Below are 21576 nucleotides of genomic sequence, written 5' to 3'. Positions count from 1 at the left end.
GATCGCGCGCCAGCGTGCCGCGGCCGGGAGCCCGCGCCGACGTAAGGCGCCCGCTCAGCAGCGCCAGCAGATGACCCCGTAGTCCCCCGCCGTTCCGCAGCACAGCTTCAACCCAGGGGCATTGGGGCGATCGGAGCGCGCGACGGTGCTCATCAGAGAGGCGTCGTCGGCGTCGGTCACGTCAGCACTCGCATCGTCCACAGGGCCGCCGAGCTCCGCCGGCGTGGCCACGGCCGTGGTGGACTCGAGCTGCACGGCGCTCGTGGCAGAGCTCGGGCCGGTCTCGGCCGCCGAGATCGCGGGGACAGCGAAGGCGGCGAGCATGAGGGGGAGAGAGCAGAGCGCGAATCGGATCGTCTTCATGGTCATTGTCTCTTTCGGGCCTCGTGGCCCACGTGAAGGCGCCTGGGGCGCCGGCCAAGCACAGCCCGTTGCGGGCAGAAGCGCCCACAGCCAGGCATCTCCCCGCGCCGCAGCGGCTAGCGGTACGCCTGCGAGCGACCCGTACGGCGCTGCGTTCGGCGTTGGCGGAGCGGAGATGCCACCTCTACGCGGCAGCGGGCGGGTGGTTTCGCGGAAGCTCATCCTGCCGTCGTTCGTGCTCTGCCGGTTCGTTCGCGCTGAGCATCACCCCGGGTCGACCCGCGGACACGGCCCTACGAACGCGGCCATCACCCGCGGTTCACGCGGAGGCCCGCTCGACAAGGTCGGCGGCGACGGCCGTGCCATCCACCGCCACGGCGCCTGCGCTCGCTGCCGCGCGGGCAGCGACCCCGTGATCGAGGGCGCCCTCCAGCGCGGCCAGGAGGGCCTCCGCGCTCAGCGCCGCACGGGCCACGGACGTCCCGATCCCGAGCGCCCGGACGCGCGAGGCCCAGTAAGGCTGATCGGCGAACATCGGGACGATCACTTGCGGGACGCCCGCCCGCGCCGCCGTCGTGGTCGTACCCGCCCCGCCGTGGTGGACAACCGCGGCGACCCTCGGGAACAGCGCCTGCTGGTTGACGTCGCCGATCGCGATGCCGTCGAGGGCGTCGTCGACCAGGCCGAGCTCGGCCCACCCCTGCGACAGCACGACGCGGCGCCCCGCCGCCCGCACGGCCTCGATGACTATGCGGCCGGTCTGCTGGTCGACAGGCATGCTGCCAAAGCCGATGTAGACGGGCGGCTCGCCGGCGGCGAGGAACGCTTCCAGCTCGGGTACGAGCGGCGCCTGATCCCGAAGGAGCCAGGCTCCCGTCTGCGTGACCTGCAGGCCGGGCGTCGCCGGCAGCGGCCCAAGGACCGAGTCCGCCGAGAGCCACGGCGCCTTGCCCAGGACATGGCTGAGGACATCGCTCAGCGGACCCAGGCCGAAGCGCTCCCGATGGGCGTTGAGCCGCTCGAGGAGCCGCTCGTTCCAGCTCCGCGATTCGTCCTGCCAGCGTCGGAGGTTGGATTCCGGGTCGCCCCCGGGCTCCCCGCCGGGCGCATGATCCGGCGACGGCAGGGCCACCGGCGCGTACACGGCGACCATGGACGGGATGCCCAGCCGCTCCGCGATGGACCGCGCGGCGTACTGGTGCGCTCCGCCGGCCACGATCGCGTCGCATCCCTCGGCGGCCGACGCTGTCGCGTCGAACTGGTCTCTCGCGAGGTGCTCGAGCAGCGCGCGGACCTGCTCCGGCGTCGGCGGGGAGGCCGGCGCGGCGGCCCCGCTCGGTTGCCGCATCGCGATTCCGATCGGGGTCGCCGTGAAGCCCAGGCCGCGCACCCAGTCGATGAAGTTCGGCGGAACGCACAGCCTCACATCGTGCCCCCGACGCCGCATCTCGACGGCCAAGGCCACCACGGGCTGCACGTCACCGCGAGTCCCCACTCCCGTCAGCAATACCCGCATCGTCTCTCTCCCTTCGACCACGCGCGTCGCGTGGATGACGGAGGCGACGATGGCATCGCAGACGCGTTTTTTCATCGTATCAACGCCAGAGTTCCGGTATACACGCTCAAGTGGGAGGCAGGGCGAGGACGCCCGTACCACGGATCATCCGTTCAGGCCGAGACGGAGCCCCCTGGAGCTGAGTTGGCCTGTCGGGCCGTGGGAGCGGAAGGTGCTCCTCCTCATCGGTGAGGGAACGGGTCAATCCCTCTCCGCGTGACCAAGGCGATAGCCGATCTCGGCAGTGCTGCGAACGGGCTCGGCCTCGGCGCCCGCGGGGCGCGGAATGCATCTTGAACCGCCCTTATCCATGAGCGACGAGGCTGCGCATCCTGGTGACGCAGCGGGGGCCGCGGCGCTCCCGCTGCGCGAGGCGACGAGCGAAGCGGGCGTACACGTGCGCCCGGTCGGTGCATGGCTCGCGGAGGTCCTGTCCCGCGCGGTGCGCCGCTACAACCGGCGGCCTCGCCCCGCGGCCATCTCGGCGTCGACCGGCGTGACGGAGCCGACCGACGCGCGCGCGGTCATCCGGCGCGCCTGCATCGGCTCGGCGCTCGCGGGCGGCGCGACGGGGGCGCTCTCGACCGGCGCGGCCGTGGCCACGGCCGAGACGAACGGGCTCGGCGGGCTCGTCGCGATCCCCGCGGCCATGCTCGCGATGGGCGCTGAGACGGTGCTCCGGCTGCTCCTGCACGTGCGGATGCTCTGCGAGCTCGCGGATCTCTTCGGGCGCCGGTTCGATCCGGACGAGCCGGCCGACGTGTGGGCGCTGCTCGCCCTCTCGTTCGGCGTCGTGGAGCACCCCCAGGACACGGACGATCCAGCGGGCGTTCTCGTGCGCGCGGCGCGCGGGCGCAGCTCGGAGGTGGCCAAGCAGCTCGCGGCGCGGCTTGCCGGCGAGAGCGTGGCGCGCAACCTGGTGCCCGTGCTCTCGGTCGCCTCGTCGTCGATCACGAGCTGGGTAGTCACCCGGCGCCTCGGGGATACAGCGCGCCGATACCTGCGTTACCGGTGCGCGCTCGACGAGGCGCTCGGCGACGAGACGCTGCGCCCGCACCTCGATCGGCTGTTCGAAGGGCTCTGGTTCATCTTCACCGCCGACGGGCGCCTCACGCCGGAGGAGTCCGCGCTGCTCGCGGCCGTGCTGCGGCGGCTGCCGGCCCCGGCGCGCGTCGGCCTGAACGAGCGGCTCGCCGACGACATCACCTGGATCGAGCGCCTCCGCGGCGTGCCGGAGGGCGCGCGCGCCCCGCTGCTGCGCGCGCTCGAGATCGCGGCGGCCGCGGACAAGGTCGCGTCGCTGCGGGAGCGGAAGCTCCTCGTCCACGCCGCGGCGGCGCTCGGCCTCCGCGTCGACGAGGGCGGGCTCGATCGGATGATCCGCGAGTTCGAGGAGATCGGCACCCTCGGCGCGGCCGCGTAGCGCGGGCCTCAGCGCGCCGGCCAGGGAATCACGAAGTGGTCGAGGGCGGCGGCCTCTCTGCCGCCCTTGGGGAGCCCGTGGACCTCGACGGCGAGGCCCTCCGGGGCGGGCGCGATCAGCAGAAAATGAAATGGGCGGAGCGCCGGGCCGCGGGCGAGATCGTCGGGGTGGCGGCGTGCCGCGCCCTGGGCCAGCGCGGCCCGTGGGCCGCCGCCGCCGCCAGCCACGATGAAGAGCTTTCCGCCGCGCTGGAAGCGCTCGTGGTTGTGCACGTGGCCGCTGATCAGCGCCAGCGCCTTCCGGGAGCGGAGGAGGGGCGGGACGATGTGGCGCTGCACGTGGGGCTCGTCGCCCGTCACCGTGCTGTTCGTGTACGGCGGATGGTGCGTGAGCACCAGCGCCGCGCGCGCCGAAGGATCGGCGTCGATGCGGCGGAGCGCGCCCTCGTACCAGCGGATCTGGGCGTCCCACGCCGCGGGGGTGAGCTCGTCGATGTTGCTGTCGAGGACGACGATGCGGATGGGTCCATAGGCGACCTCGTACCAGTGGCGCCCGCCGAGGTGCGGAAAGCGCACGAAGAGGTGGCGCGCACCGCCGCGGCCGCCCCAGTATTCATGGTTGCCGAACGCCGCGAACACCGGGATCCCGGCGTCGCGCACCGGCGCCATCACGGCGTCGAGATCGGCCCAGTGCCGCGCCGAGCCGCCGTAGAACACCAGGTCGCCGATCACGAACACGGCGTCGGGGCGAGCGGCGGCGAGCGCCTGCACCAGCGCCGCGCGCTCGGGATCGTTCGACTCGCGCCAGAACTCCAGGTACGAGGTGCGCTGCAGATCGGCGATGACGGCGATACGGCCGCTCGTGGTCGTAAGCGGCACATCGAGGCTCCCCGCGAAGCGGCGCGGCGCGGGCAGCGGCGCGCACGCAGCGAGCAGCGCGCTCGCGGCGGCGAGCAGCGCGGCTGAGAGGACCCGCCCGCTCACGGCCCCGACGATCGGCGGAGGGCGGGTCGGCCCTCCAGGAAGACGCCGACGAGGACGCCGAGGTAAGCGCCGGCATGGAGCCCCCAGCAGACGAGGTATCTCGTGGCGGCGCCGCGGGACCACACACCGAGGCTCGCCTCGCGCACGCCGAACGGGTCGAGCGCCGCCATGAGGGCCGGGCAGAGCGCGAGCGCCGCGGCGACCGCAGCGATCATCCTGCCCAGCCAGGCGCGCCACGAGAACCGGTCGCTGCGCGCGGAGCGGAGCAGGCCCACGCCCGTGACGAGGGCGCCGAGCGGCAGACCTCCCCGGAACCCCGTCCACGCGACAGCGATCCGGAACGGCAAGCTCGACGCGGCGAGGCCCTTGCCGTCGAGGAAATACTCTGGAGAGATCGTGGCGGTGACCTGATCGAAGAGCGCGCCACAGGCGCCGGCGGCCAGCGCGCCAGCGAGGATGGCCAGGTACTCGCGAAGACGAGAGGGAGACGCGGGTGGGCTGGGCCGCACGACGCCCACGATACGACAAGCGGAGGCGTTCGCGCCGAGCACCTACCGAAGCCCGAGGGCCTCCCGCATCACGCTGTCGTCGACCAGCGGCGCGAGCTCCGCGCGGGTGCGCGGCGAGCGGTTGCTCTGGGCGGCGACCCAGCCCTCTTCTTCCTCGAGGACATCCAGGATGTCGGGCACCAGCGTGCCCTGGAACCGCTCGTCCTCCCAGACCTGCTCGAGCACGGAGGGCTCGATGCCGATCGCCTCCGAGATCCTCGGCCAGATCGCCTCTGGCTTGGTGCGATACAGCTCCTGCGCGCTCGCGAGCGATCGCACGAACGCGACGATGCCGCGCCGCTTCTCCGGATCCGCGAGCTTCTCGGCGGTGCTGTGGAGGTTCACGATCTCGCGGTAGAGCGAGCGATCCTGGAACACGACGGCGTTGCTCCCGATCGCGTTCGCCGCGAGCTGGGTCGAGGGCTCCCAGAGCGCGACGGCGTCCACGGTGCCCTCCTCGAGCATGGCCGGCAAGGTGTTCCTGCCGCAGGGCGCCGCCATGCAGATGCTCCCGGAAACAACCGTGTAGTCGGCGTCGGTCAGGCCCACCGTGCCCAGGTACTTGTGAATGAAGAAGGCCGCTGACGTGCTGGCGATCGAGCCGATCCGCTTGCCTCGCAGATCGGCGAGCGAGCCGATCCCCGCCGACCGGTTGGCCACGATCCGGTAGAACGTCTCCGTCACCGTGAAGATGATCCGCAGGTCCGGGTGAGCCACCGACTGCCTTAGCGTCTGCGTCTCCGCGTTGGTGCCGAGATCGACGCTGGCGTCGTTGAGCATGCCCACGATGCCGCCGGACTGGACGGTCGCTTCACCGGGATAGAAGTCCTGCGCCGCGATCAGCGCAGGAGTGAACTCGATGGACGCCGTGTCGCTCGAGATCTTGAGCGGAGGAAACGACGCTGCTCCGCCCTGCCCCCCCGCGCCGACCTCACCGCCCGCGCCCGCGCCGGCCTCACCGCCTGTGCCCGCGCCGGCCTCACCGCCTGTACCCGCGCCGGCCTGGCCGCCGCTGCCGCTGCTCGCGTCGGCGGCGCCGGAGCCCGCGCCGCCCGAGGACCCCGCGCCGCCAGCCACGGCCCCACCCGTCGTGCTGGAGCCTGCCGATGCTACGTCCCCATGAGGATCAGACTTGCCGTCACAAGCGATCAATCCAATCGCAGAGAAAAATACGACACGGAAGAGCGGACGCATGTTCGTCTCCTTCGACCGGCGGCTTATAGCGCAGTCTCCGGCCGGCAGGGCCGCCCGCGTGAGCGCTCGAAACGGTTCGACATCAGAGCGATCCAGCTCGGCTGACAGAGCACTTCCAGCGCGGAAGGGCACGGCGGGCAGGCAACAAACGAGCAGAGTTATTCCAACACATTGGCACGTGATCCGACATGCGGGAGGCTTTGTCGCACGTTGCTCTTCGGACGCGGCCCGCCGACGAGGCGAGGGCGGCGCGTCATGGAAGGAGAACGCGATGAAAGGGAGCGGCAGATGATCCTCGTGACCGGAGCGACAGGGAATGTGGGCGGTGCGGTGCTCGAGCAGCTCATCGACGCCGGCCAGCCGGTCCGCGCGCTCGTGCGCGATCCGGCGAGGCTGCGAGAGCTCGGCGGCAACATCGCCGTCGTGAAGGGCGATCTCTCGAAGCCCGAGACGCTCGACGCGGCGTTCGCCGGCGTGGACAGGGCGTTCCTTGTCTGCGTGGGCGGCGACCTGCCGAAGCTCGCCGGCAACGCGGCCGACGCCGCGAAGAGGGCGGGCGTGAAGCACATCGTGCTGCTCTCGTCGTCGAGCGTCGCCCGCGCGCCCGACGTCCAGATCGCCCGCTGGCACCGCGAGGCCGAGGCGAGGGTCAAGGCGTCGGGCGTCGCCTGGACGATGCTCCGGCCGGGAGGGTTCGCCTCGAACACGCTCCGGTGGGCCGCGTCCATCAAGGCGCAGGGCGCGGTGTTCCAGCCCCTCGGCGACGCCAAGGCGAGACCGATCGACGAGCGCGACATCGCGGCGGTGGCGGTGAAGGCGCTGACCTCGCCGGGGCACGAAGGCAAGGAGTACGAGCTCACCGGGCCGGAAGCGCTGACCACAGCGGAGCAGGTGGCGAAGATCAGCGCCGCGATCGGCAGACCGCTCAGGTACGTCGATGTCAGCGAGGACGCCGCCCGCGAGGGGATGGCGAAGGCGGGGCTCCCCGAGGTGTTCATCCGCGCCTTGCTCGAGGCGTTCGCGTTGATCAGGACCGGGAAGGGCGAGGAGCCCTCGCCTGCCATCGAGCAGCTCCTCGGGCGCAGGGGGCGGACGTTCGACGAATGGCTGGAACGCCACGTGAAAGCGTTCCAGTAGGGCGCGGCGGCAGATCGCGAGGTAAGGAGAGAGCATGGCATCGAGAGCGACCAGGATCCTCGTCATCGGCAAGAGGGCCGATGTCCTCGAGCGGGGCGTGGCAGCGCTGAACGCGCAGGGGCACTCGGCCGTCGGCACCTTGAGCGCGTCGCCGGACACGGAGTTCCACGCAGGCGACTTCGACCTCATCACGCTCGGCGGCGGCGTGGACGCCGCCACCCGCGCGCGCCTCCACGCGCGCTTCAAGGAGCAGAACAAGGACGTGATGGTGCTGGACGTGTACGCCCCGATCGCCAGCCAGCAGATCGCCTGGGCGCTCAGGAGATCTTCCGTCGAGGGAGAGCTCGGGAGCGCCTTCTCGGTGACGGAGGCCGACGACGCCTTCGTCGCACGCGCGACGATCGAGCGCGCCTGCACGCTGCGCCTCGACATCTACAGCTACCCCGGCGGCGCCCTGGAACCGAAGGTCACGCGCGTCGTCGACACCTCCGTCACCCAGGGAACGCACGAGTTCAGGATCGAGGAGGAGCTCGCGCGTGAGGGGTTCATGGCGGTGCTGACCTTGAACGGCGAGGAGCACCACCTGCACCGCCTGCAGCAGCACCCGGGCTGAGCCACGCGGCGCACATGCCGCGCGGCGGGCGTGCACTCCGCCGCGCGCATGGGCTCCTGCTGGTCGACACCAACGCTAGCACCCGCACATCGGCACAGGTTGACACACGGTCACGTGCGACGGGCGCGGGAACCCTCGAGAACCTCGCGGCGGCCCGGGGAGTCGCGATCGGCACGGAGTCTGCACAGCGGCGCGTGTCTGCACAGGCCCGTGCGGGTTGACCCGCGTCGGGTCGCTTGAGGAGGAACTTCGATGCCTTATTCTCGTTTCACCGCGTTGACTCTCGCCGTCATGGGAGGCCTGGGCGCTCTCGGTATCTCCCGCCCGAGCTCTGCCTGCACGCCTGCGCCGGACGGCCCCTATGCATCCGCCGTCCCGCGCGCCGTGCCGCTCGACGGGATCATCGTGGCGCGGGTCTCCTGCTACTCCCACTGCCCAGAGAGCGCGCCCGAGCTCGTGGTGAAGGACAAGGACACGGGCGAGGCCATCAGCGGCGCCCAGGAGGAGGTCGCCGACGTGCTCATCGGCCAGGGCGAGCGCTTGCTCGGCTTTCGCCCCGCGGCCCCGCTCGTCGACGGCCACACCTACCAGGTCGAGGTCGAGGGACAGAACCGCAGCGTCATTGTCTGGGAGACCCAGGCCAGCGCCGCTGTCGACATGGACGTCGGCGCCGTCCCTGTCCAGGCCAATATCACCCTAGGAGAGCGCTGGCACGGCGAGACGAGCTGCTGCACCGCCGATCTGGGCCCGGGGAGCTGCGGTCCGCAAGAGAGCTGCGTGGCAGAAGAAATGGAGCGTTACGTCACCGTCTCCCTCGATGTGAGCGGGGGAGCGGACCACGGCGTGGGGCAATACGTGCAGATCTTCACCTTCTCGAGCCCGGACGGGAAGGAGCTCGCCAAGAAGACGGTCTGGGAAGGGCACCTGAGCCAGACATACGACGTCGCGGCGACGGAGTACTGCTACCAGCTCACGTACAAGAGCCTCGTCGACGGCGCGACGGTCGAGACGGAGCGCACCTGCGTTCCGCACGGCGACGCGGGCGCGACGGGCGTCTTCCCGGCCGACGCGACGCGCATCGGCGCGGCTGTCGCGGCGTGCGCTTCTCCGCCCGAGGGCTTCGAGGAGGCCTGGTGCGACGCGAGGGCGGCGTACTGCGACGGGCGCGGCAGCCTCTGCGCCGAAGATGACGTGAGCTCCTGCGAGGACCCAGGAACGGGTGCCGGCGGCTCGGGCGGATCCGGGGCGGGCGGTGGCGGCTCCGGGGGATCCGGGGTGGGCGGTGGCGGCTCCGGGGGATCCGGGGCGGGCGGCGGTGGGGACTCTCCGGAGGACCCGGATGGCGGGGACGACAGCGGCGGCTGCTCGGTCAGCGCCGGCAGCGCGGGCCGCAGCGCCTCGCCGGGCTGGGCGCTGCCTGCGATCGGGCTCGCGCTGTCCCTCGCGAGCCGCGCGCGACGGCGCCGCGACCGCCGCTGAACGGTCCAAGCGTCGCGCCGGAGTCGATCCAGCGCGACGCGCGTCGCACGCAGCCGACGCTCTTTAGGGAGAGAATGGCAGCGGCGACGGGATGCGATTTCATGGCCTCTTGCGCCCTCGCGCCTTTGCCTTGAAATTCTCCTCGTCGCCGCCAGGCAGATCCCGGTCGGGCTCTCTCTCGCGCGCGGCGCCACCCCTCCGCGCTCGCAAGGAGCTCTTCATGACACGAACGCGCGTCCTCATGGATCACGACGGCGGCGTCGATGACTACCTCGCGCTGCTGCTCCTGTTGACGATGGACCACGTCGATGTCCTCGGCGTCGTCGTCACCCCTGCCGACTGCTACATCGAGCCTGCCGTCAGCGTCACGCGAAAGATCCTCGATCTGGTGGGCCGCCACGACGTGCCCGTCGCCGAGAGCACCGTCCGCGGGCTCAACCCCTTTCCGCCCATCTTCCGGCGCGACGCCTTCTGCATCGACAAGATCCCCATCCTGAACGAGCGCGAGGAGCTCCTCACCCGGCGCGTCCCCGAGACCGGACAAGCCTTCATGGCGAGCGCCCTGCGCGCCGCCCCCGAGCCCATGACGCTCCTCGTGACCGGGCCGCTCACCACCGTCGCCGCGGCGCTCGACATCGATCCTCGCATCGAGGGCAACATCCGCGAGATCGTCTGGATGGGCGGCGCGCTCAACGTGCCCGGGAACGTGCAGACGGCCTTCGAGAGCGGACAGGACGGCTCCGCCGAGTGGAACGTCTACTGGGACCCGATCGCCGCCGACCGCATCTGGAAGACCGCCATCCCGATCACCCTCTGTCCGCTGGACATCACGAACCTCGTCCCCGTCACCCAGGCGTTCCTCCGCCGCCTGTCCCGCCAGCGCCGATACCCCCTCTCCGATCTCGCGGGTACCTGCTACGCGCTCGCCGGCCACCAGGATTACTTCGCGTGGGACGTGCTGACGACCTCGTATGTCGGCAAGCCGGAGATGTTCACCCTCCGCGCCTGGGAGACGGAGATCGTCACCACGGGCCCCTCGCAAGGGCGCACCAGGGTCGTGCCCGGCGGTCGCCCGGTACGGGCGCTCGACCAGGTGGATCTCGAGCAATTCTACGGATACCTCTTCTCCCAGTGGTCGAGGTGACATCGATCGTTCGGGGACAGCGACGCAGTCCCGCCCGCGCCGCCCCCGGCACGCCTCGCCGACCACAGAGCGGACCGGGGCCGTGAGGCGTACGGACGGGGGCTCCGGGCTATGCTATCGCCACGCCCGCACGAGAGCTCATGACCATCCCCACGACCGTCTCTGCACCGGCCGGCCCCGGCGCGCCCGCCCTGCGCCCTTACCAGCGCGCCGCCGTCGACGCCGTGCTCGCGGCCCGCAGGCGCGGCGTCCGGCGCATGGTCGTGTGCCTCCCCACCGGCGCTGGCAAGACGGTCATCTTCTCCCATCTCGCCCGCCTCGCCAGGCGGCAGGTCCTCGTCCTCGCCCACCGCGAAGAGCTCCTCTTCCAGGCCAAGGACAAGATCGAGCGCGCCCTCGCCGGACAGGCCACGGTCGCCGTCGAGCAGGGCGAGCTCCGCGCCCCGGCGGACGCGCGCGTCATCGTCTGTTCCATACGCTCCCTCCACGAGAAGCGTCTGGAGCAGGTCACCAGCGGCCGCGATATCGGCCTCGTGATCTACGATGAATGCCACCACGCCCCCGCCGAGGACAACCGCCGCGTCCTGCGCCAGGTCGGCGCCTTCGACCCCGCGTGGACAGGCACCCTCCTCGGGTTCACCGCCACGACGGCCCGCGGCGACGGCAAAGGGCTCGACGATGTCTTCGAGGCGATCGTCTACAGCCGCTCCCTCACCGAGATGATCGCGGACGGCTACCTCGCCCCCCTCACCGGCTACCGCGTCGCCACCGCCACCGATCTCTCCCGCCTCGACGGCGGAGGACTCGACTTCGCCACGGAGGAGCTCGAGGAGGCCGTCGACCTGGAGGAGCGCAACGCGCTCGTCGCCCGATCGATTCAAGAGCTCGCCCGCGACCGCCGCACCATCGCCTTCTGCGTCACGGTCGCGCACGCCAGGAACCTCTCCAAGGCGCTCAACCACCTGGGCGTCCGATCGGCCTACGTCCACGGCGACATGCCCTCCGACCTCCGCGGCCGGATCCTCGCCGATTTCCGGGAAGAGCGCGTCCAGGTCCTCACCAACGTCGCTGTCCTCACCGAGGGCTTCGACGACCCTGGCGTCTCCTGCATCGCGATGGCCCGCCCCACCCGCTCGGATGGGCTCTACGCCCAGTGCGTCGGGCGCGGCACGCGCCTCCATCCAGGCAAGAAGGATTGCCTGATCCTCGATTTCGTCGACCTCTCCTCGCTCCAGCTGTGCACGCTGCCCTCGCTCTTCGGCATGCCCCGCGACCTCGATCTCGAGGGCAGGGACGCCTCGGAGGCGAGCCGCTTCTATCGGCAGGTGACGTTCGACTACCCCGGGTTCGAGGTCGAGGCGGGCCGCATCACGCTGCGCGAGATCCAGGAGCGCGCCGCGCACTTCGATCCGCTGAGCCTCCGCGTCGACCCCGAGGTGATGGCCATCTCGCGCAATGCGTGGGCCTCTCTCGGCCGCTTCGGCCTCGCGCTCCATTACGAGAAGAAGCCCGGCGCGATCAGCGAGGTCGTCGTCCTTACCCGCGGCGGTCGGGGGAAGCGGTGGCACGTCCTGCTGGATGGCAAGCTGGTCGAGCGCTTCTCCACCCTCGAGGAGGCGGTGGCCGCTGTCGATTACGAGGTCGCGCGCCGCGGCCCCGCGGCCGGGGCCTCGGCGCGCCACGACGCCCCATGGCGCAGAGGAAAGCCCCCCGTGCCCCTGCCGGCCGAGCCCCCGAAGGGCTATCCCCCGCCGAGCACCGTGGAACAGGCCATGATCCTTGCGGTGTGGGCGAGGGTCACCGCGCCGCGCGAGGAGCGCTGAGTCGACCAGGACCTTCATCGCGGATGCTCAAGATCGCCTCTTCGCAGTCGCCTTCCCGCCGCTCTTCGCAGCCGACGTCACCGCTGCCTTCTTCGCCGGCGCCTTCTTCGCCGGCGCCTTCTTCGCCGGCGCCTTCTTCACCGCTGCCTTCTTCGCCGGCGCCTTCTTCACCGCTGCCTTCTTCACCGACGCCTTCTTCGCCGGCGCCTCGCCCCGCTTCCGCCGCTCTCCCGGCACCTTCCCGATGCGCGGATCGCCCGCCTCGATGAGCGCGCACGCCCGCAGCGCGGCTTCCTCGAAATCGGGCGCGTCCGCCGGGAGCACCTGCCAGCCCGTCACCCCGCTCCCGAGCACCTCGATGCTCCGCATGCTCGGGAACTCAGGGCGCAGGGCCGCGTGGTGCTCCTCCGTCGTGGCGAGCCAGACGCCGTTGTCCTGCGCGGGCGCGGGCTTGTCGCGCAGGATGAGGACGATCTTGTCCTCCACATAGACCGCCAGGCAGCCGAACATCGGCCGCGTCTCGGGCCCGAGCGGGGCGAGCGCGTCGAGCACGAACTCGTGGGGTACCGGCTTGCGCTTCCTCGCAGCGAACACGTCGTCCGCAGGACCACCTCGACCGCTCGTGCCGCGCTTGATCATGGCGGCCAGGATAGACGAACCGCGCGCCGCCCGGGCGGTCGTCGACTCGCGCCTCGGCGACGCCGGTGTGAAAGGAGAACGCGAAGCGCGCGATGGGCCTGAAGGCCGTGCCGGCGGTCCCGGGGCTCGCTCAGGCCGCGCCGGCCGCGCGCCGGGCGAATCGGTTCTCCGGGCGCGGCAGCCCCAGGTTCTCGCGCAGCGTGCGGCCCTCGTACTCGGTGCGGAAGAGGCCGCGGCGGCGCAGCTCGGGGAGCACCAGGGTGATGAAATCGGTGAGCCCGCCGGGCAGGTGGGGCGGCATCACGTTGAAGCCGTCGGCGGCCTCGTTCAACAGCCACTCTTCCATCAGGTCGGCGACGGTCTCCGGCGTGCCCACGAGCTGCTTGTGCCCGCGCGCCCCGGCGATCCGGAGGTAGAGCTGGCGGATGGTGAGGTTTTCCCGCCGCGCGATATCGAGGAGGAGGGCCTGACGGCTCTTGCCGCCGTTGCTCGCGGGGAGCTCCGGTATCGGTCCGTCGACAGGGTGCTTCGAGAGGTCGAATCCCCCGATCATCCCCGACAGCAGCGAGAGCCCCACGGTCGGGTGGACAAGGTCCTGGAGGGCGTCGAACTTGGCCTGCGCCTCGGCCTGGGTGCGCCCGACGACCGGGAAGAGGCCGGGCATGATCTTCAGGTGCTCGGGGCTGCGCCCGTACTTGGCCAGGCGTCCCTTCACGTCCGCGTAGAAGGCCCGGGCCTCCGCGAGCGTCTGCTGGGCGGTGAAGATCACCTCCGCGGTGCGCGCCGCCAGCTCCTTGCCCGGCTCCGACGAGCCCGCCTGCACCCGAACCGGGTACCCCTGCGGCGAGCGCGCCACGTTGAGCGGACCGCGCACGGAGAAGTGCTTTCCCTTGTGGTTCAGCGTGTGCGCTTTGTCCGGATCGACGAACACGCCGGACTCCTTGTCGCGCAGGAAGGCATCATCTTCCCAGCTGTCCCAGAGCCCCGTCACGACGTCGATGAACTCCTCGGCGCGCTCGTACCTGCGGGCGTGCTCCACGTGGGCGTCCAGCCCGAAGTTCTGGGCCTCGGCCTGGTTGGCCGACGTGACCAGGTTCCAGCCGGCGCGGCCGCCGCTCAGGTGATCCAGCGACGCGAACTTGCGCGCCAGGTGATACGGCTCATTGTAGGTGGTGGTGACGGTCGCGATGAGCCCGATATGCTCCGTGACCGACGAGAGCGCGGACAGGAGGGTGATGGGCTCGAAGGCCGCGGCGTGGGCGCTCCGGGACAGGGAGGCGAGATCGGAGGCCCCTCCCCAGACGGCGGCGCTGTCGGCGAGGAAGACGGCATCGAACTTCGCTGCCTCGGCGGCCTGGGCGACGCGCTGGTAGTGCTTGAAGCTGTGACCTCCATCGGCGTGCGCGTCGGGGTGCCGCCAGGCCGCGACGTGGTGACCGGTGGCGGGGATGAACGCGCCGAGTCGAAGCTGCTTGCGGGGTGAGCTCATGACAAGGGTCCTGGGGCTGGGTCGTGAAGAGGGCAGCCGCCGCGGGCCCGGGGCGGGGCGGCGGGCTCGGTCGGCCCTGGTGGACCCACCGTCCGGGGGCCTGGGCAAGCGTCGTGCCGGTGCAGGTGCGCCTGAGCGGCCGCCGAGCGGCGCGACGAGAGCCCGTGGGGAAGCACAGGTGCTGCGGAGGTGCTTCCGGGGCAACACCTGGCAAGTTCCCTAATTTTGTCGTGATTTTCAGCGAAAAGAAGCTGAACAGGGAGTCTTCGGCTCAGGGAGCGAGCGCCGTCTTGTCAAGGTGACCGAAGTCCCAGACCACGGAGGAGCCTGGACCGTAGTCGACCGTCACCGGCTCCTGCGCACCGAGGCGATCGAAGGCGGCGCGCGGGAGCAGGAATTGAACGGTGTTGAGATCACCGTTCGGATGGCGAGCCGCGATGCTTCGCTCGGTGCCGACGGTGAGCACCAGGTTGGTGGCGCGGAGGTCGAAGAACTCGGCGCTGGTGAGCGTGATCTCGACAGCGTCGGCCCCGCTGCTCCTCACGCTCTGGATGGCATTGCCCGCCACGATCCGCCGCTGCTCGGGGAGGGTCGTGCCGGCGGCGCGCGCACGGGAGGCGGGCGGCGCCGCGCTCGACGCGACGGAGGCGAGCTGCCCCGAAGCCGCCAGGGCCTCGGTGGTGACACGGGTGGCGCGGATGTTCGCCAGGTACAGGCTGTTTCCGTCGAGCGGCGTGGTGAAGGTCAGACGAACCCCGCGCACCGACGCGAGCGTGGCGCCGCTGAATGAGGACAGCGGAATGCGGGCAGCCGGCAGCGTGGTGCCGCCGCGCGGCGGTGGACCGAGCTCCAGGAACTCATCGATGGCGACGGCGCTCGAGCGGGTATCGTCGGCGTTCACGAGCTCCACAAGGAACGAAGCCTCGGTCGGATCGGAGCCCCAGCTGCGGTCGGCGCGAAGATCGAGGGTGTCGTACCCCGTGAGATCGAAGCCGGTGCCGACGGAGGACCAGTTCGACTGGAAGAACGTCGAGCTGCCCGCGACCACGTCGTGGATCCAGGCGCCCGAGAGCGAAGGGTCGTGTCCGCTCAGGGCCGTGTGCTCCACCGAGAGGGTGCCGCCGGTGGTGTTCGGCAGGCCGTAGGAGCTCGTGCCGGTCGGATTGATGAAATCCTCGAGCAGCAGGCTGTCGGCGGCGTCTCCGCCCGGATGATAGCCGCGGCGGACACGGTACGGGACGTCCGGAAAGGGGAAGGCAGGGTCGAACAGGGCGTTCGCGGCCCGATGTGCGCGCAGTACCCCTGACCCCACTGCGAATCCATCACGCGATCCGCGCTGATCCCGTTCGCGCCCTGCAGCGCGGCCTGCGATGTGCCGATCGGCTCCGCCGAGCCGTCGCTGCATGCCGGCAGCAGCGACAGCGCTGCAGCGGCCATCCACATGTCCCATCTGCTCTGGAAGCTGAAGTTGTGCATGGATCTTACCCAAGTTGGTGGTGAAGCGTCCGGTCGTCGCGCCTCGTTCGGCAGGGCGACGAACCACCCCGTGCGCCGCGCAGATCTGCTGACGCTCGAACCGATCTAGCGTCCGGACTCATGGCCTGGCAAGCGCCGGGGATGACCCAATGCGCATGCCCGATGCCGTGATTCAGCGGTGATGCCGGGGCTCACACCTGCACGACGCACGCCGCGCTCGTACCGGCGTGGCGGGCCGTCGCTTTCGGTGCGACGAACGCTATTGGCAAACAAAGGAGCCTTGTCAGGCTCAGCAGTTCGAAATCATTTCTCCCATCGCCCTACGGCCGACGGTGGCGCATTGCATAGTCGCTTTTCGGCACGTGCGCCAGTAGGGTTCTTCCGGACTTCGGCACGGATCCTCAGGCGCTTGGCGTGCCACCCGTCCTCGGCGACATGGCTGCACGCAGGTCGCGCGATCTCGTTGATTCAGCTTCGAAAACTATCGCGTGAAATAAGGCAAAGAATCATGAATTTGATTGCGTCCGAGCGCCTGAGGCGGCGCGGCGGTGTCGCACGGCCCGCTCTGGATGATCGCGCGCTGGAACAGGCCCTGGCTCCTCGGGGGACACGAGGTGCATGCAGGTGCTGATGCCGCCGGCGGACTCGCCGAACGGGGTGACCTTGCCCGGATCCCCGCCGAAAGCGGCGATGTCGACCTTCACCCACTCGAGCGCTGCGCGCTGATCCTCGAGACCGTACTCCCCCGTCGAGGGGAGATCGGGGTCCTGCGATCTGAGCTCGGGGAGCGCGGACCCGGCCGACGGGGACGCTGCTACGGCGCGCATCGCGGTCGGAACCAGGTGCGCATGCGTATACCTCCGCGACGCTGCGTGGTGTACGCTTCGCGGTAGAAACGTCGCCGAGCCGAGGAACGATGACCCCCTATCGCGATCCCGCTCTTCCCCGTAGCACCATCGTGCGCGCTCGTGCGCAGACGCGCACGCTGATCGCCTACATCATCGCTCTCGCTTTGGCGTGCGCTGGCCTCACGCTCGCGGCCGCGCTGGACTGGACGGAAGATTCGTTCATCGCCGGGATGGGAGCCTTTCTCTGCGGGTGTGGCGCTGTCGGCATCCTGGTCGGCGAGGTGCTCGCCGGGGCCGGGAGCGCGCCCTGCCCCGTGTGTGGCGCGAAGATTCACGACGTCGAGCGCACGAGGCGCGTCGACGGCATCCTCTGCATGCAGTGCAGCCGCTTCCTCCGCGCGGAGGCCGGGGAGCTGCGGCCTGTGGATCCGGGCAGCGTCGCCGACGAACCAATCTTCGGCGCCGCGTTGACCGACCGCTACCGATGGCCGCCGGGCTGCGTCGTCTGCGGCGCACCAGCCACACAAGTTCTCCCTGTGCAGACCATGAAAACCGACGTCGGGACGAGCGTGGGTATGGCGGCCGTCGGCCTTGCCATGACAGCGGCGATCGGCGTTGGCTTCTGGGTGTACAAGGGCAAGCGAATCGCAGTGGGCGTGCCTCACTGTGCCGAGCACGACGACGGCGCCATCCTCGCCGAGGGAGGGCCGACGGGTTTCCTGTTGGTATTTCGCTCCTATCCATATCAGCGGGAATTTTGCGAGTTGAACCACACGCAGGCCGTTGAGTCACCAGGGACCGGCCGATCGGTCGGCTCGCGCTCTCGGGCGCGCAAGCAGATGGGGACCCGCCCTGCAAGCCCGCGCCAAGCCGCGATCGGTCGGGCCCGTCGGACACGGCGGACCAGAGCACCACTCGACTCGAAGACCGAGAAGGATCAGGCCGGAGCCGGTGACGATCCGGATGCGGACGATTGATCATCGCGATGCCGTGATTCAGCGGTGATGCCGGGGCTCACACCTGCACGACGCGCGTTACGCTGGTGCAGGCGCGGCGGGCGGTGCTCCTCGTGGAGGGTCGTCTCACACTTGTCGAGCTCCCCCACGCGATGGCTAGATATGCTCGCCTGAGGAACGCGCGCGACGCCGCCATGGCGTAGGATGAGAGCATGCGATCGACGCGCGCCTTGCTCCCGCTGCTCCTCGTTGTCTTCGCGGCCGCATGTAGCAGCAGCGAGACCAGCCGCGGCAGCACCACCGGCTCGGGCGGGGCCAGCCCCGGCAGCACCACAGGCTCGGGCGGCGCCAGCCCCAACAGCACCACGGGCTCGGGCGAAGGCGCATCCGGCGGCGCGGGCAGCGCGGAGGGCGCAGGTGGCGCCGGGGGCATGGTCGAGGGACCGGGCACCGACACGACGGTGACCCCGTTCGACAAGACGCCCTTCTACTTCACCAGCGACGACGACCGGCGCGTGGTCGACGCGCCGGCGTCGTTCCCGAGCACCGGCACCTACGAGAGGATCACCTTGCATCTCTCGCTCGAGTGCCCGCCGGGCGGCTGCGACTCGTGGGCTCGCCTGGCGTCGCTCGGCCTCGTCACGGCCAAGGATCCCGCGGGTGACACGGTGATCGAGCTGATGCGCTTCTTCACGCCTTACCGTGTGGGTGCGAGCTGGGATCTCGACGTCACCGACCTGCGCCCGCTGCTCGCCGGCGAGGTCACCTTGCGCGCCTTCATCGATACCACGGTGGGGCCGGGATCGCCGTACGGCGACGGCTGGCTGCTCCATGCCAGCTTCGATATGAAGGGCGGTGTGCCCGCGAAGATCCCGGTCGCCGTCATCCCCGTGTGGAGCCCACGCCGCGTGGTCTACGGCGACCCCGCCAGGCCCATCGCCGGGGCGGCTCCGCCCGCCGACATCCCGCTCCCCGCGGGCGCCTCGTCCTTCGCGCTGCGCTCGTTCATCACCGGCCATGGGCAGGGAAACGCCGACAACTGCGCCGAGTTCTGCGAGAGGGAGCACACCCTCACTGTCGGCGCCGTGCCCCACGCCGAGAGGATCTGGCGTGACGACTGCGCCACCACGGCCGCACCCGGTCAGCAGGGCACCTACCGCTACCCGCGCGCCGGCTGGTGCCCGGGCGCCGACGTGCGGCCATGGACCATCGAGTTCACGGCCGACGTCGCGGGGACCGGGGCGGCGAAGGTGGCGTATGACGTCGCTGGCTACGAAAACACCTGTCGCCCCGACAGCCCCAGTTGCGATGGGTGCACGCTGGGGGCCGGGTGCGCCTACGATGGCGGGACCCATACGGAGCCGGGGTACGAGCTGTCGACGGTGCTGATCGGGTATCGATGATCCTCATGTCGAGGGGCCCTGTCCCGCCTGAGCGCACCGGCAGCGCTCGCTCTCGTCGCTGCGTATGTGGCCGTCCTCGTGATCCCTGGCCCGCGATTCGACATCAGGGCCGCCAGTTCAGGCGAGCGGTCACGCGCGCGGCGGCGTGCGCGCCGCCGGCCAGAGCCGCACGAGGAGCGCGCTGGCCGCCGCCGACGAGGCGAGGGCCGTCACCGCCAGCCAGCCCCACCGGGCGAAGAGCACGCTGCCCAGCGCGGCGCCGGCGGCCATACCGACGAACATGCCGACGACCAGCACGGCGTTGACGCGGCTGCGCGCGCCGGGCTCGATGCCATAGACGATGGTCTGATGCGCCACGAGCGCGGCCTGGATGCCGAGGTCGAAGGCCACGGCGCTGGCGCCGAGCAGCCACAGCCGCCCATGGGCCGACAGCAGGGGCGACAGCGCCATGGCGGCGAAGGCCACGAACGCGAGGGCGGCGCCCATGCGCGTCACCCGTTCGGGCCCGCTGCGGTCGGCGATGCGGCCGGCCAGGGGCGCCGCCACCGCGCCGGCCGCTCCGGCCAGGCCGAAGGCGCCCGCCACCGCGCTGCCGAGGTGGAACGGCGCGGCGTGCAGCATCACGGCGAGCGTGGACCAGAACGCGCTGAACCCCACCGACAGCAGCCCCTGGGCCAGCGTCGCGCGGCGCAGGGCGCCGTGGCGCTTCCACAGCTCGGCCAGCGAGCCGAGCAGCGCGGCGTAGCTCAGCTGCGTCGTCGGCTCGAAGCGCGGCAGGCTGCGCCACATCGCCGCGCCGAGCAGGGCGATGCTGGCCGCGGCGGCGACGAACACCGCGCGCCAGCCGAAATTCTCCGCCACGAAGCCGCTGATCACGCGCGACAGCAGGATGCCCAGCAGCAGGCCGGTCATCACGGTGCCGACCACCTTGCCCCGATGCGCCTCCGGGGCCAGCGTCGCGGCGGCGGGCACGATGTCCTGCGCCAGGGTCGCGGCCAGGCCGGTGACCAGGCTTGCGACCAGCAGCGTGCCGATCGCGTGCGCGGCCCCGCCGAGCAGCAGCGCGGCCGCCAGCAGGGCAGCCTTGGCCAGGATGATGCGCCGCCGGTCGTAGCGGTCGCCGAGCGGCGCGAGCAGCAGGATGCCCAGCGCATAGCCCAGCTGCGTGAGCGTCGGCACGAGGCCGAGCGCGCGGTCGGAGGCGCCGATCTCGGCCCCCAGCACGCCGAGCATGGGCTGGCTGTAGTAGATCGAGGCCACGGCCAGGCCCGCTCCGGTGGCCAGCAGCAGCACCAGGGCGGCGGGCAGGGGCGGCGCGGACGCGGCGGGCGGCGGCTGGTTGGCGGGGGCTGTATGCGTCAACTGAATGGCGTGCATGGTACACCGAGTATGGGAAGCATCGCTCGAGCGCTGTAGTGGCATGCAACGCACGATGGTTATACCGTCGGCGTATGACCAGACCGGCGCCCCCCTCGCCCTCGTCGCTCGACCCCATCGGCTTGCTGCAGACCTTCGTGAGGATCGTCGAGGCGGGCAGCCTGTCGGCTGCGGCCACCCTGCTGGGAACGACGCAGCCCACCGTAAGCCGGCGCCTGCAGGCGCTGGAGCGCTCGCTGGGGCTGCCGCTGCTGCAGCGCACCACGCACACGATGAAGCTGACCGAGGACGGCGAACGGTGCTTCGAGCGCGCCAAGGCGCTGCTGGCCAGCCTGGAGGCGTTCGCGTCGGACATGCGAGGCGACCGCGACCAGCCCGACGGGACGCTCCGCGTGGTCGTTCCGCACGCGTTCGGCCAGCACCAGCTGGTCAAGCCGCTGGCCGACTACCTGCGCCGCTACCCGCGCGTCTCGGTCGAGTGGCTGCTGCACGACCGGCAGCCGAACTTCATCGCCGACGGCATCGACTGCGCGATCCTGGTCGGCGCGGTGGCCGATCCGGCCGTGGTGGCGATCCGCCTGACCGAGGTGCCGCGCATCGTGGCCGCCGCGCCCTCGGTGCTGGGCCGGGGAGCACGGCCGGCTCATCCATCGGACCTGGCGGACCTGCCTTGGCTTGCGCTGCGCACCTACTACCGCGACACGATCGCGCTGACCCACGCGTCGGGGGGTGAACGGGTCGAGCTCGCGATCCGCCCGCGCATGAGCACCGACAGCCTGTATGCGCTGCGCAGCGCAGCGCTGATGGGCCTCGGCGTCTGCGTGGCCTCGTCCTGGCTTCTGACCGACGATCTGGCGCAGCGGCGGCTTCTGCACCTCGCGCCGTCGTGGCAGGCGGATCCGCTGCCGGTCCACCTGGTCTACCCGCAGGCCCGCTTCTATCCGGCCCGGCTGCGTCGCTTCATCGAGGCGATGCGGGAGTCCGTGCCGGCGGTGGTCGACGGCGCCGCGGCGGCCCGTCGCGGTTGATCCGCCGGAGGTTCGCGGCCTACATGCGGGGATGGGATAGGCCATGCGCCGCGATGGATCGCGACGCCAGCAGGACGCTTCGCGCGGAACGTAAGACA

General features: G+C 71.0%; 20 protein-coding genes. 10 read left to right on the top strand and 10 right to left on the bottom strand.

The features are described 5' to 3' along the window. Positions 1-54: 54 nt before the first annotated feature. On the bottom strand, positions 55-363 hold the full coding sequence (locus POL72_RS18195; protein WP_272096681.1) for a hypothetical protein: 309 nt from the start codon (positions 361-363) through the stop codon (positions 55-57). Between the two features lie 319 nt (positions 364-682). Continuing rightward, on the bottom strand, positions 683-1954 hold the full coding sequence (locus POL72_RS18190; protein WP_272096680.1) for a glycosyltransferase: 1272 nt from the start codon (positions 1952-1954) through the stop codon (positions 683-685). A 274-nt stretch (positions 1955-2228) separates the two neighbouring features. On the opposite strand from POL72_RS18190, the gene POL72_RS18185 reads away from it, so the two are divergent. Continuing rightward, a complete protein-coding gene (locus tag POL72_RS18185; RefSeq protein WP_272096679.1) occupies positions 2229-3341 on the top strand; it encodes a hypothetical protein in 1113 nt (370 codons plus the stop codon). An 8-nt stretch (positions 3342-3349) separates the two neighbouring features. On the opposite strand, the gene POL72_RS51230 is transcribed toward POL72_RS18185, so the two are convergent. Genes POL72_RS51230 through POL72_RS18170 form a run of 3 tightly spaced genes read right to left on the bottom strand, consistent with a single transcriptional unit; the run spans position 3350 to position 5949 of the window. Then, the gene (locus tag POL72_RS51230; RefSeq protein WP_272096678.1) at positions 3350-4324 is read right to left on the bottom strand and encodes a metallophosphoesterase family protein; all 975 of its coding nucleotides are present in this window, start codon (positions 4322-4324) and stop codon (positions 3350-3352) included. After that, complete coding sequence (locus tag POL72_RS51225; protein ID WP_272096677.1) at positions 4321-4833, bottom strand: hypothetical protein; 513 nt, start codon at positions 4831-4833, stop codon at positions 4321-4323. Before POL72_RS51225 ends, POL72_RS51230 begins: the two co-directional genes overlap by 4 nt. 42 nt (positions 4834-4875) lie before the next feature. Further along, a complete protein-coding gene (locus POL72_RS18170; protein WP_272096676.1) occupies positions 4876-5949 on the bottom strand; it encodes an ABC transporter substrate-binding protein in 1074 nt (357 codons plus the stop codon). Between the two features lie 405 nt (positions 5950-6354). Here POL72_RS18170 and POL72_RS18165 point away from each other — a divergent pair, with 405 nt between their 5' ends. The 5 genes from POL72_RS18165 (at position 6355) to POL72_RS18145 (ending at position 12262) form a co-directional block, all read left to right on the top strand. Beyond that, a complete protein-coding gene (locus POL72_RS18165) occupies positions 6355-7203 on the top strand; it encodes an SDR family oxidoreductase (protein WP_272096675.1) in 849 nt (282 codons plus the stop codon). 34 nt (positions 7204-7237) lie between these two features. After that, positions 7238-7816, top strand: a complete 579-nt coding sequence (locus POL72_RS18160; protein ID WP_272096673.1) for a hypothetical protein — start codon at positions 7238-7240, stop codon at positions 7814-7816. Between the two features lie 252 nt (positions 7817-8068). Continuing rightward, the gene (locus POL72_RS18155) at positions 8069-9295 is read left to right on the top strand and encodes a hypothetical protein (RefSeq protein ID WP_272096672.1); all 1227 of its coding nucleotides are present in this window, start codon (positions 8069-8071) and stop codon (positions 9293-9295) included. A gap of 220 nt (positions 9296-9515) precedes the next feature. Then, complete coding sequence (locus POL72_RS18150) at positions 9516-10439, top strand: nucleoside hydrolase (RefSeq protein ID WP_272096671.1); 924 nt, start codon at positions 9516-9518, stop codon at positions 10437-10439. 140 nt (positions 10440-10579) lie between these two features. Continuing rightward, the gene (locus POL72_RS18145) at positions 10580-12262 is read left to right on the top strand and encodes a DEAD/DEAH box helicase (protein ID WP_272096670.1); all 1683 of its coding nucleotides are present in this window, start codon (positions 10580-10582) and stop codon (positions 12260-12262) included. 27 nt (positions 12263-12289) lie between these two features. Here POL72_RS18145 and POL72_RS18140 read toward each other — a convergent pair whose 3' ends face one another. The 3 genes from POL72_RS18140 to POL72_RS18130 form a co-directional block, all read right to left on the bottom strand. Next, complete coding sequence (locus POL72_RS18140) at positions 12290-12901, bottom strand: hypothetical protein (protein ID WP_272096669.1); 612 nt, start codon at positions 12899-12901, stop codon at positions 12290-12292. 130 nt (positions 12902-13031) lie between these two features. Further along, positions 13032-14390 (bottom strand): LLM class flavin-dependent oxidoreductase, encoded by a 1359-nt coding sequence (locus POL72_RS18135; protein WP_272096667.1) that lies wholly within the window; start codon positions 14388-14390, stop codon positions 13032-13034. A 271-nt stretch (positions 14391-14661) separates the two neighbouring features. Beyond that, on the bottom strand, positions 14662-15702 hold the full coding sequence (locus POL72_RS18130) for a hypothetical protein (protein WP_272096666.1): 1041 nt from the start codon (positions 15700-15702) through the stop codon (positions 14662-14664). A 60-nt stretch (positions 15703-15762) separates the two neighbouring features. Between POL72_RS18130 and POL72_RS18125 the strand changes: the two genes are divergently transcribed. After that, a complete protein-coding gene (locus POL72_RS18125) occupies positions 15763-15975 on the top strand; it encodes a hypothetical protein (RefSeq protein ID WP_272096664.1) in 213 nt (70 codons plus the stop codon). A 397-nt stretch (positions 15976-16372) separates the two neighbouring features. On the opposite strand, the gene POL72_RS18120 is transcribed toward POL72_RS18125, so the two are convergent. Continuing rightward, positions 16373-16693, bottom strand: a complete 321-nt coding sequence (locus POL72_RS18120) for a carboxylesterase family protein (protein ID WP_272096663.1) — start codon at positions 16691-16693, stop codon at positions 16373-16375. Between the two features lie 89 nt (positions 16694-16782). On the opposite strand from POL72_RS18120, the gene POL72_RS18115 reads away from it, so the two are divergent. Then, a complete protein-coding gene (locus POL72_RS18115; protein WP_272096662.1) occupies positions 16783-17691 on the top strand; it encodes a hypothetical protein in 909 nt (302 codons plus the stop codon). 191 nt (positions 17692-17882) lie between these two features. Next, a complete protein-coding gene (locus tag POL72_RS18110; protein WP_272096661.1) occupies positions 17883-19073 on the top strand; it encodes a peptide-N-glycosidase F-related protein in 1191 nt (396 codons plus the stop codon). A 129-nt stretch (positions 19074-19202) separates the two neighbouring features. On the opposite strand, the gene POL72_RS18105 is transcribed toward POL72_RS18110, so the two are convergent. Beyond that, positions 19203-20450, bottom strand: coding sequence for an MFS transporter (locus tag POL72_RS18105; protein ID WP_272096660.1), 1248 nt, complete (start codon positions 20448-20450; stop codon positions 19203-19205). Positions 20451-20524: 74 nt separating this feature from the next. Between POL72_RS18105 and POL72_RS18100 the strand changes: the two genes are divergently transcribed. Beyond that, complete coding sequence (locus POL72_RS18100) at positions 20525-21478, top strand: LysR family transcriptional regulator (protein WP_276596803.1); 954 nt, start codon at positions 20525-20527, stop codon at positions 21476-21478. Positions 21479-21576: the final 98 nt, after the last annotated feature.

It is taken from the genome of Sorangium aterium (assembly GCF_028368935.1).
Lineage (GTDB): Bacteria > Myxococcota_A > Polyangia > Polyangiales > Polyangiaceae > Sorangium > Sorangium atrum.
Note: the sequence above shows the minus strand (reverse complement) of the source record. Positions and strands in the feature narration are given on the sequence as shown.

Coding starts and splice junctions, on each gene's coding strand:
- POL72_RS18145 (WP_272096670.1), top strand. CDS start 10,580: ATGACCATCCCCACGACCGTCTCTGCACCGGCCGGCCCCGGCGCGCCC.
- POL72_RS18165 (WP_272096675.1), top strand. CDS start 6,355: ATGATCCTCGTGACCGGAGCGACAGGGAATGTGGGCGGTGCGGTGCTC.
- POL72_RS18155 (WP_272096672.1), top strand. CDS start 8,069: ATGCCTTATTCTCGTTTCACCGCGTTGACTCTCGCCGTCATGGGAGGC.
- POL72_RS18135 (WP_272096667.1), bottom strand. CDS start 14,390: ATGAGCTCACCCCGCAAGCAGCTTCGACTCGGCGCGTTCATCCCCGCC.
- POL72_RS18140 (WP_272096669.1), bottom strand. CDS start 12,901: ATGATCAAGCGCGGCACGAGCGGTCGAGGTGGTCCTGCGGACGACGTG.
- POL72_RS18110 (WP_272096661.1), top strand. CDS start 17,883: ATGCGATCGACGCGCGCCTTGCTCCCGCTGCTCCTCGTTGTCTTCGCG.
- POL72_RS18120 (WP_272096663.1), bottom strand. CDS start 16,693: ATGCGCGCCGTAGCAGCGTCCCCGTCGGCCGGGTCCGCGCTCCCCGAG.
- POL72_RS18185 (WP_272096679.1), top strand. CDS start 2,229: ATGAGCGACGAGGCTGCGCATCCTGGTGACGCAGCGGGGGCCGCGGCG.
- POL72_RS18105 (WP_272096660.1), bottom strand. CDS start 20,450: ATGCACGCCATTCAGTTGACGCATACAGCCCCCGCCAACCAGCCGCCG.
- POL72_RS18115 (WP_272096662.1), top strand. CDS start 16,783: ATGACCCCCTATCGCGATCCCGCTCTTCCCCGTAGCACCATCGTGCGC.
- POL72_RS18195 (WP_272096681.1), bottom strand. CDS start 363: ATGAAGACGATCCGATTCGCGCTCTGCTCTCTCCCCCTCATGCTCGCC.
- POL72_RS18100 (WP_276596803.1), top strand. CDS start 20,525: ATGACCAGACCGGCGCCCCCCTCGCCCTCGTCGCTCGACCCCATCGGC.
- POL72_RS18190 (WP_272096680.1), bottom strand. CDS start 1,954: ATGAAAAAACGCGTCTGCGATGCCATCGTCGCCTCCGTCATCCACGCG.
- POL72_RS18150 (WP_272096671.1), top strand. CDS start 9,516: ATGACACGAACGCGCGTCCTCATGGATCACGACGGCGGCGTCGATGAC.
- POL72_RS18160 (WP_272096673.1), top strand. CDS start 7,238: ATGGCATCGAGAGCGACCAGGATCCTCGTCATCGGCAAGAGGGCCGAT.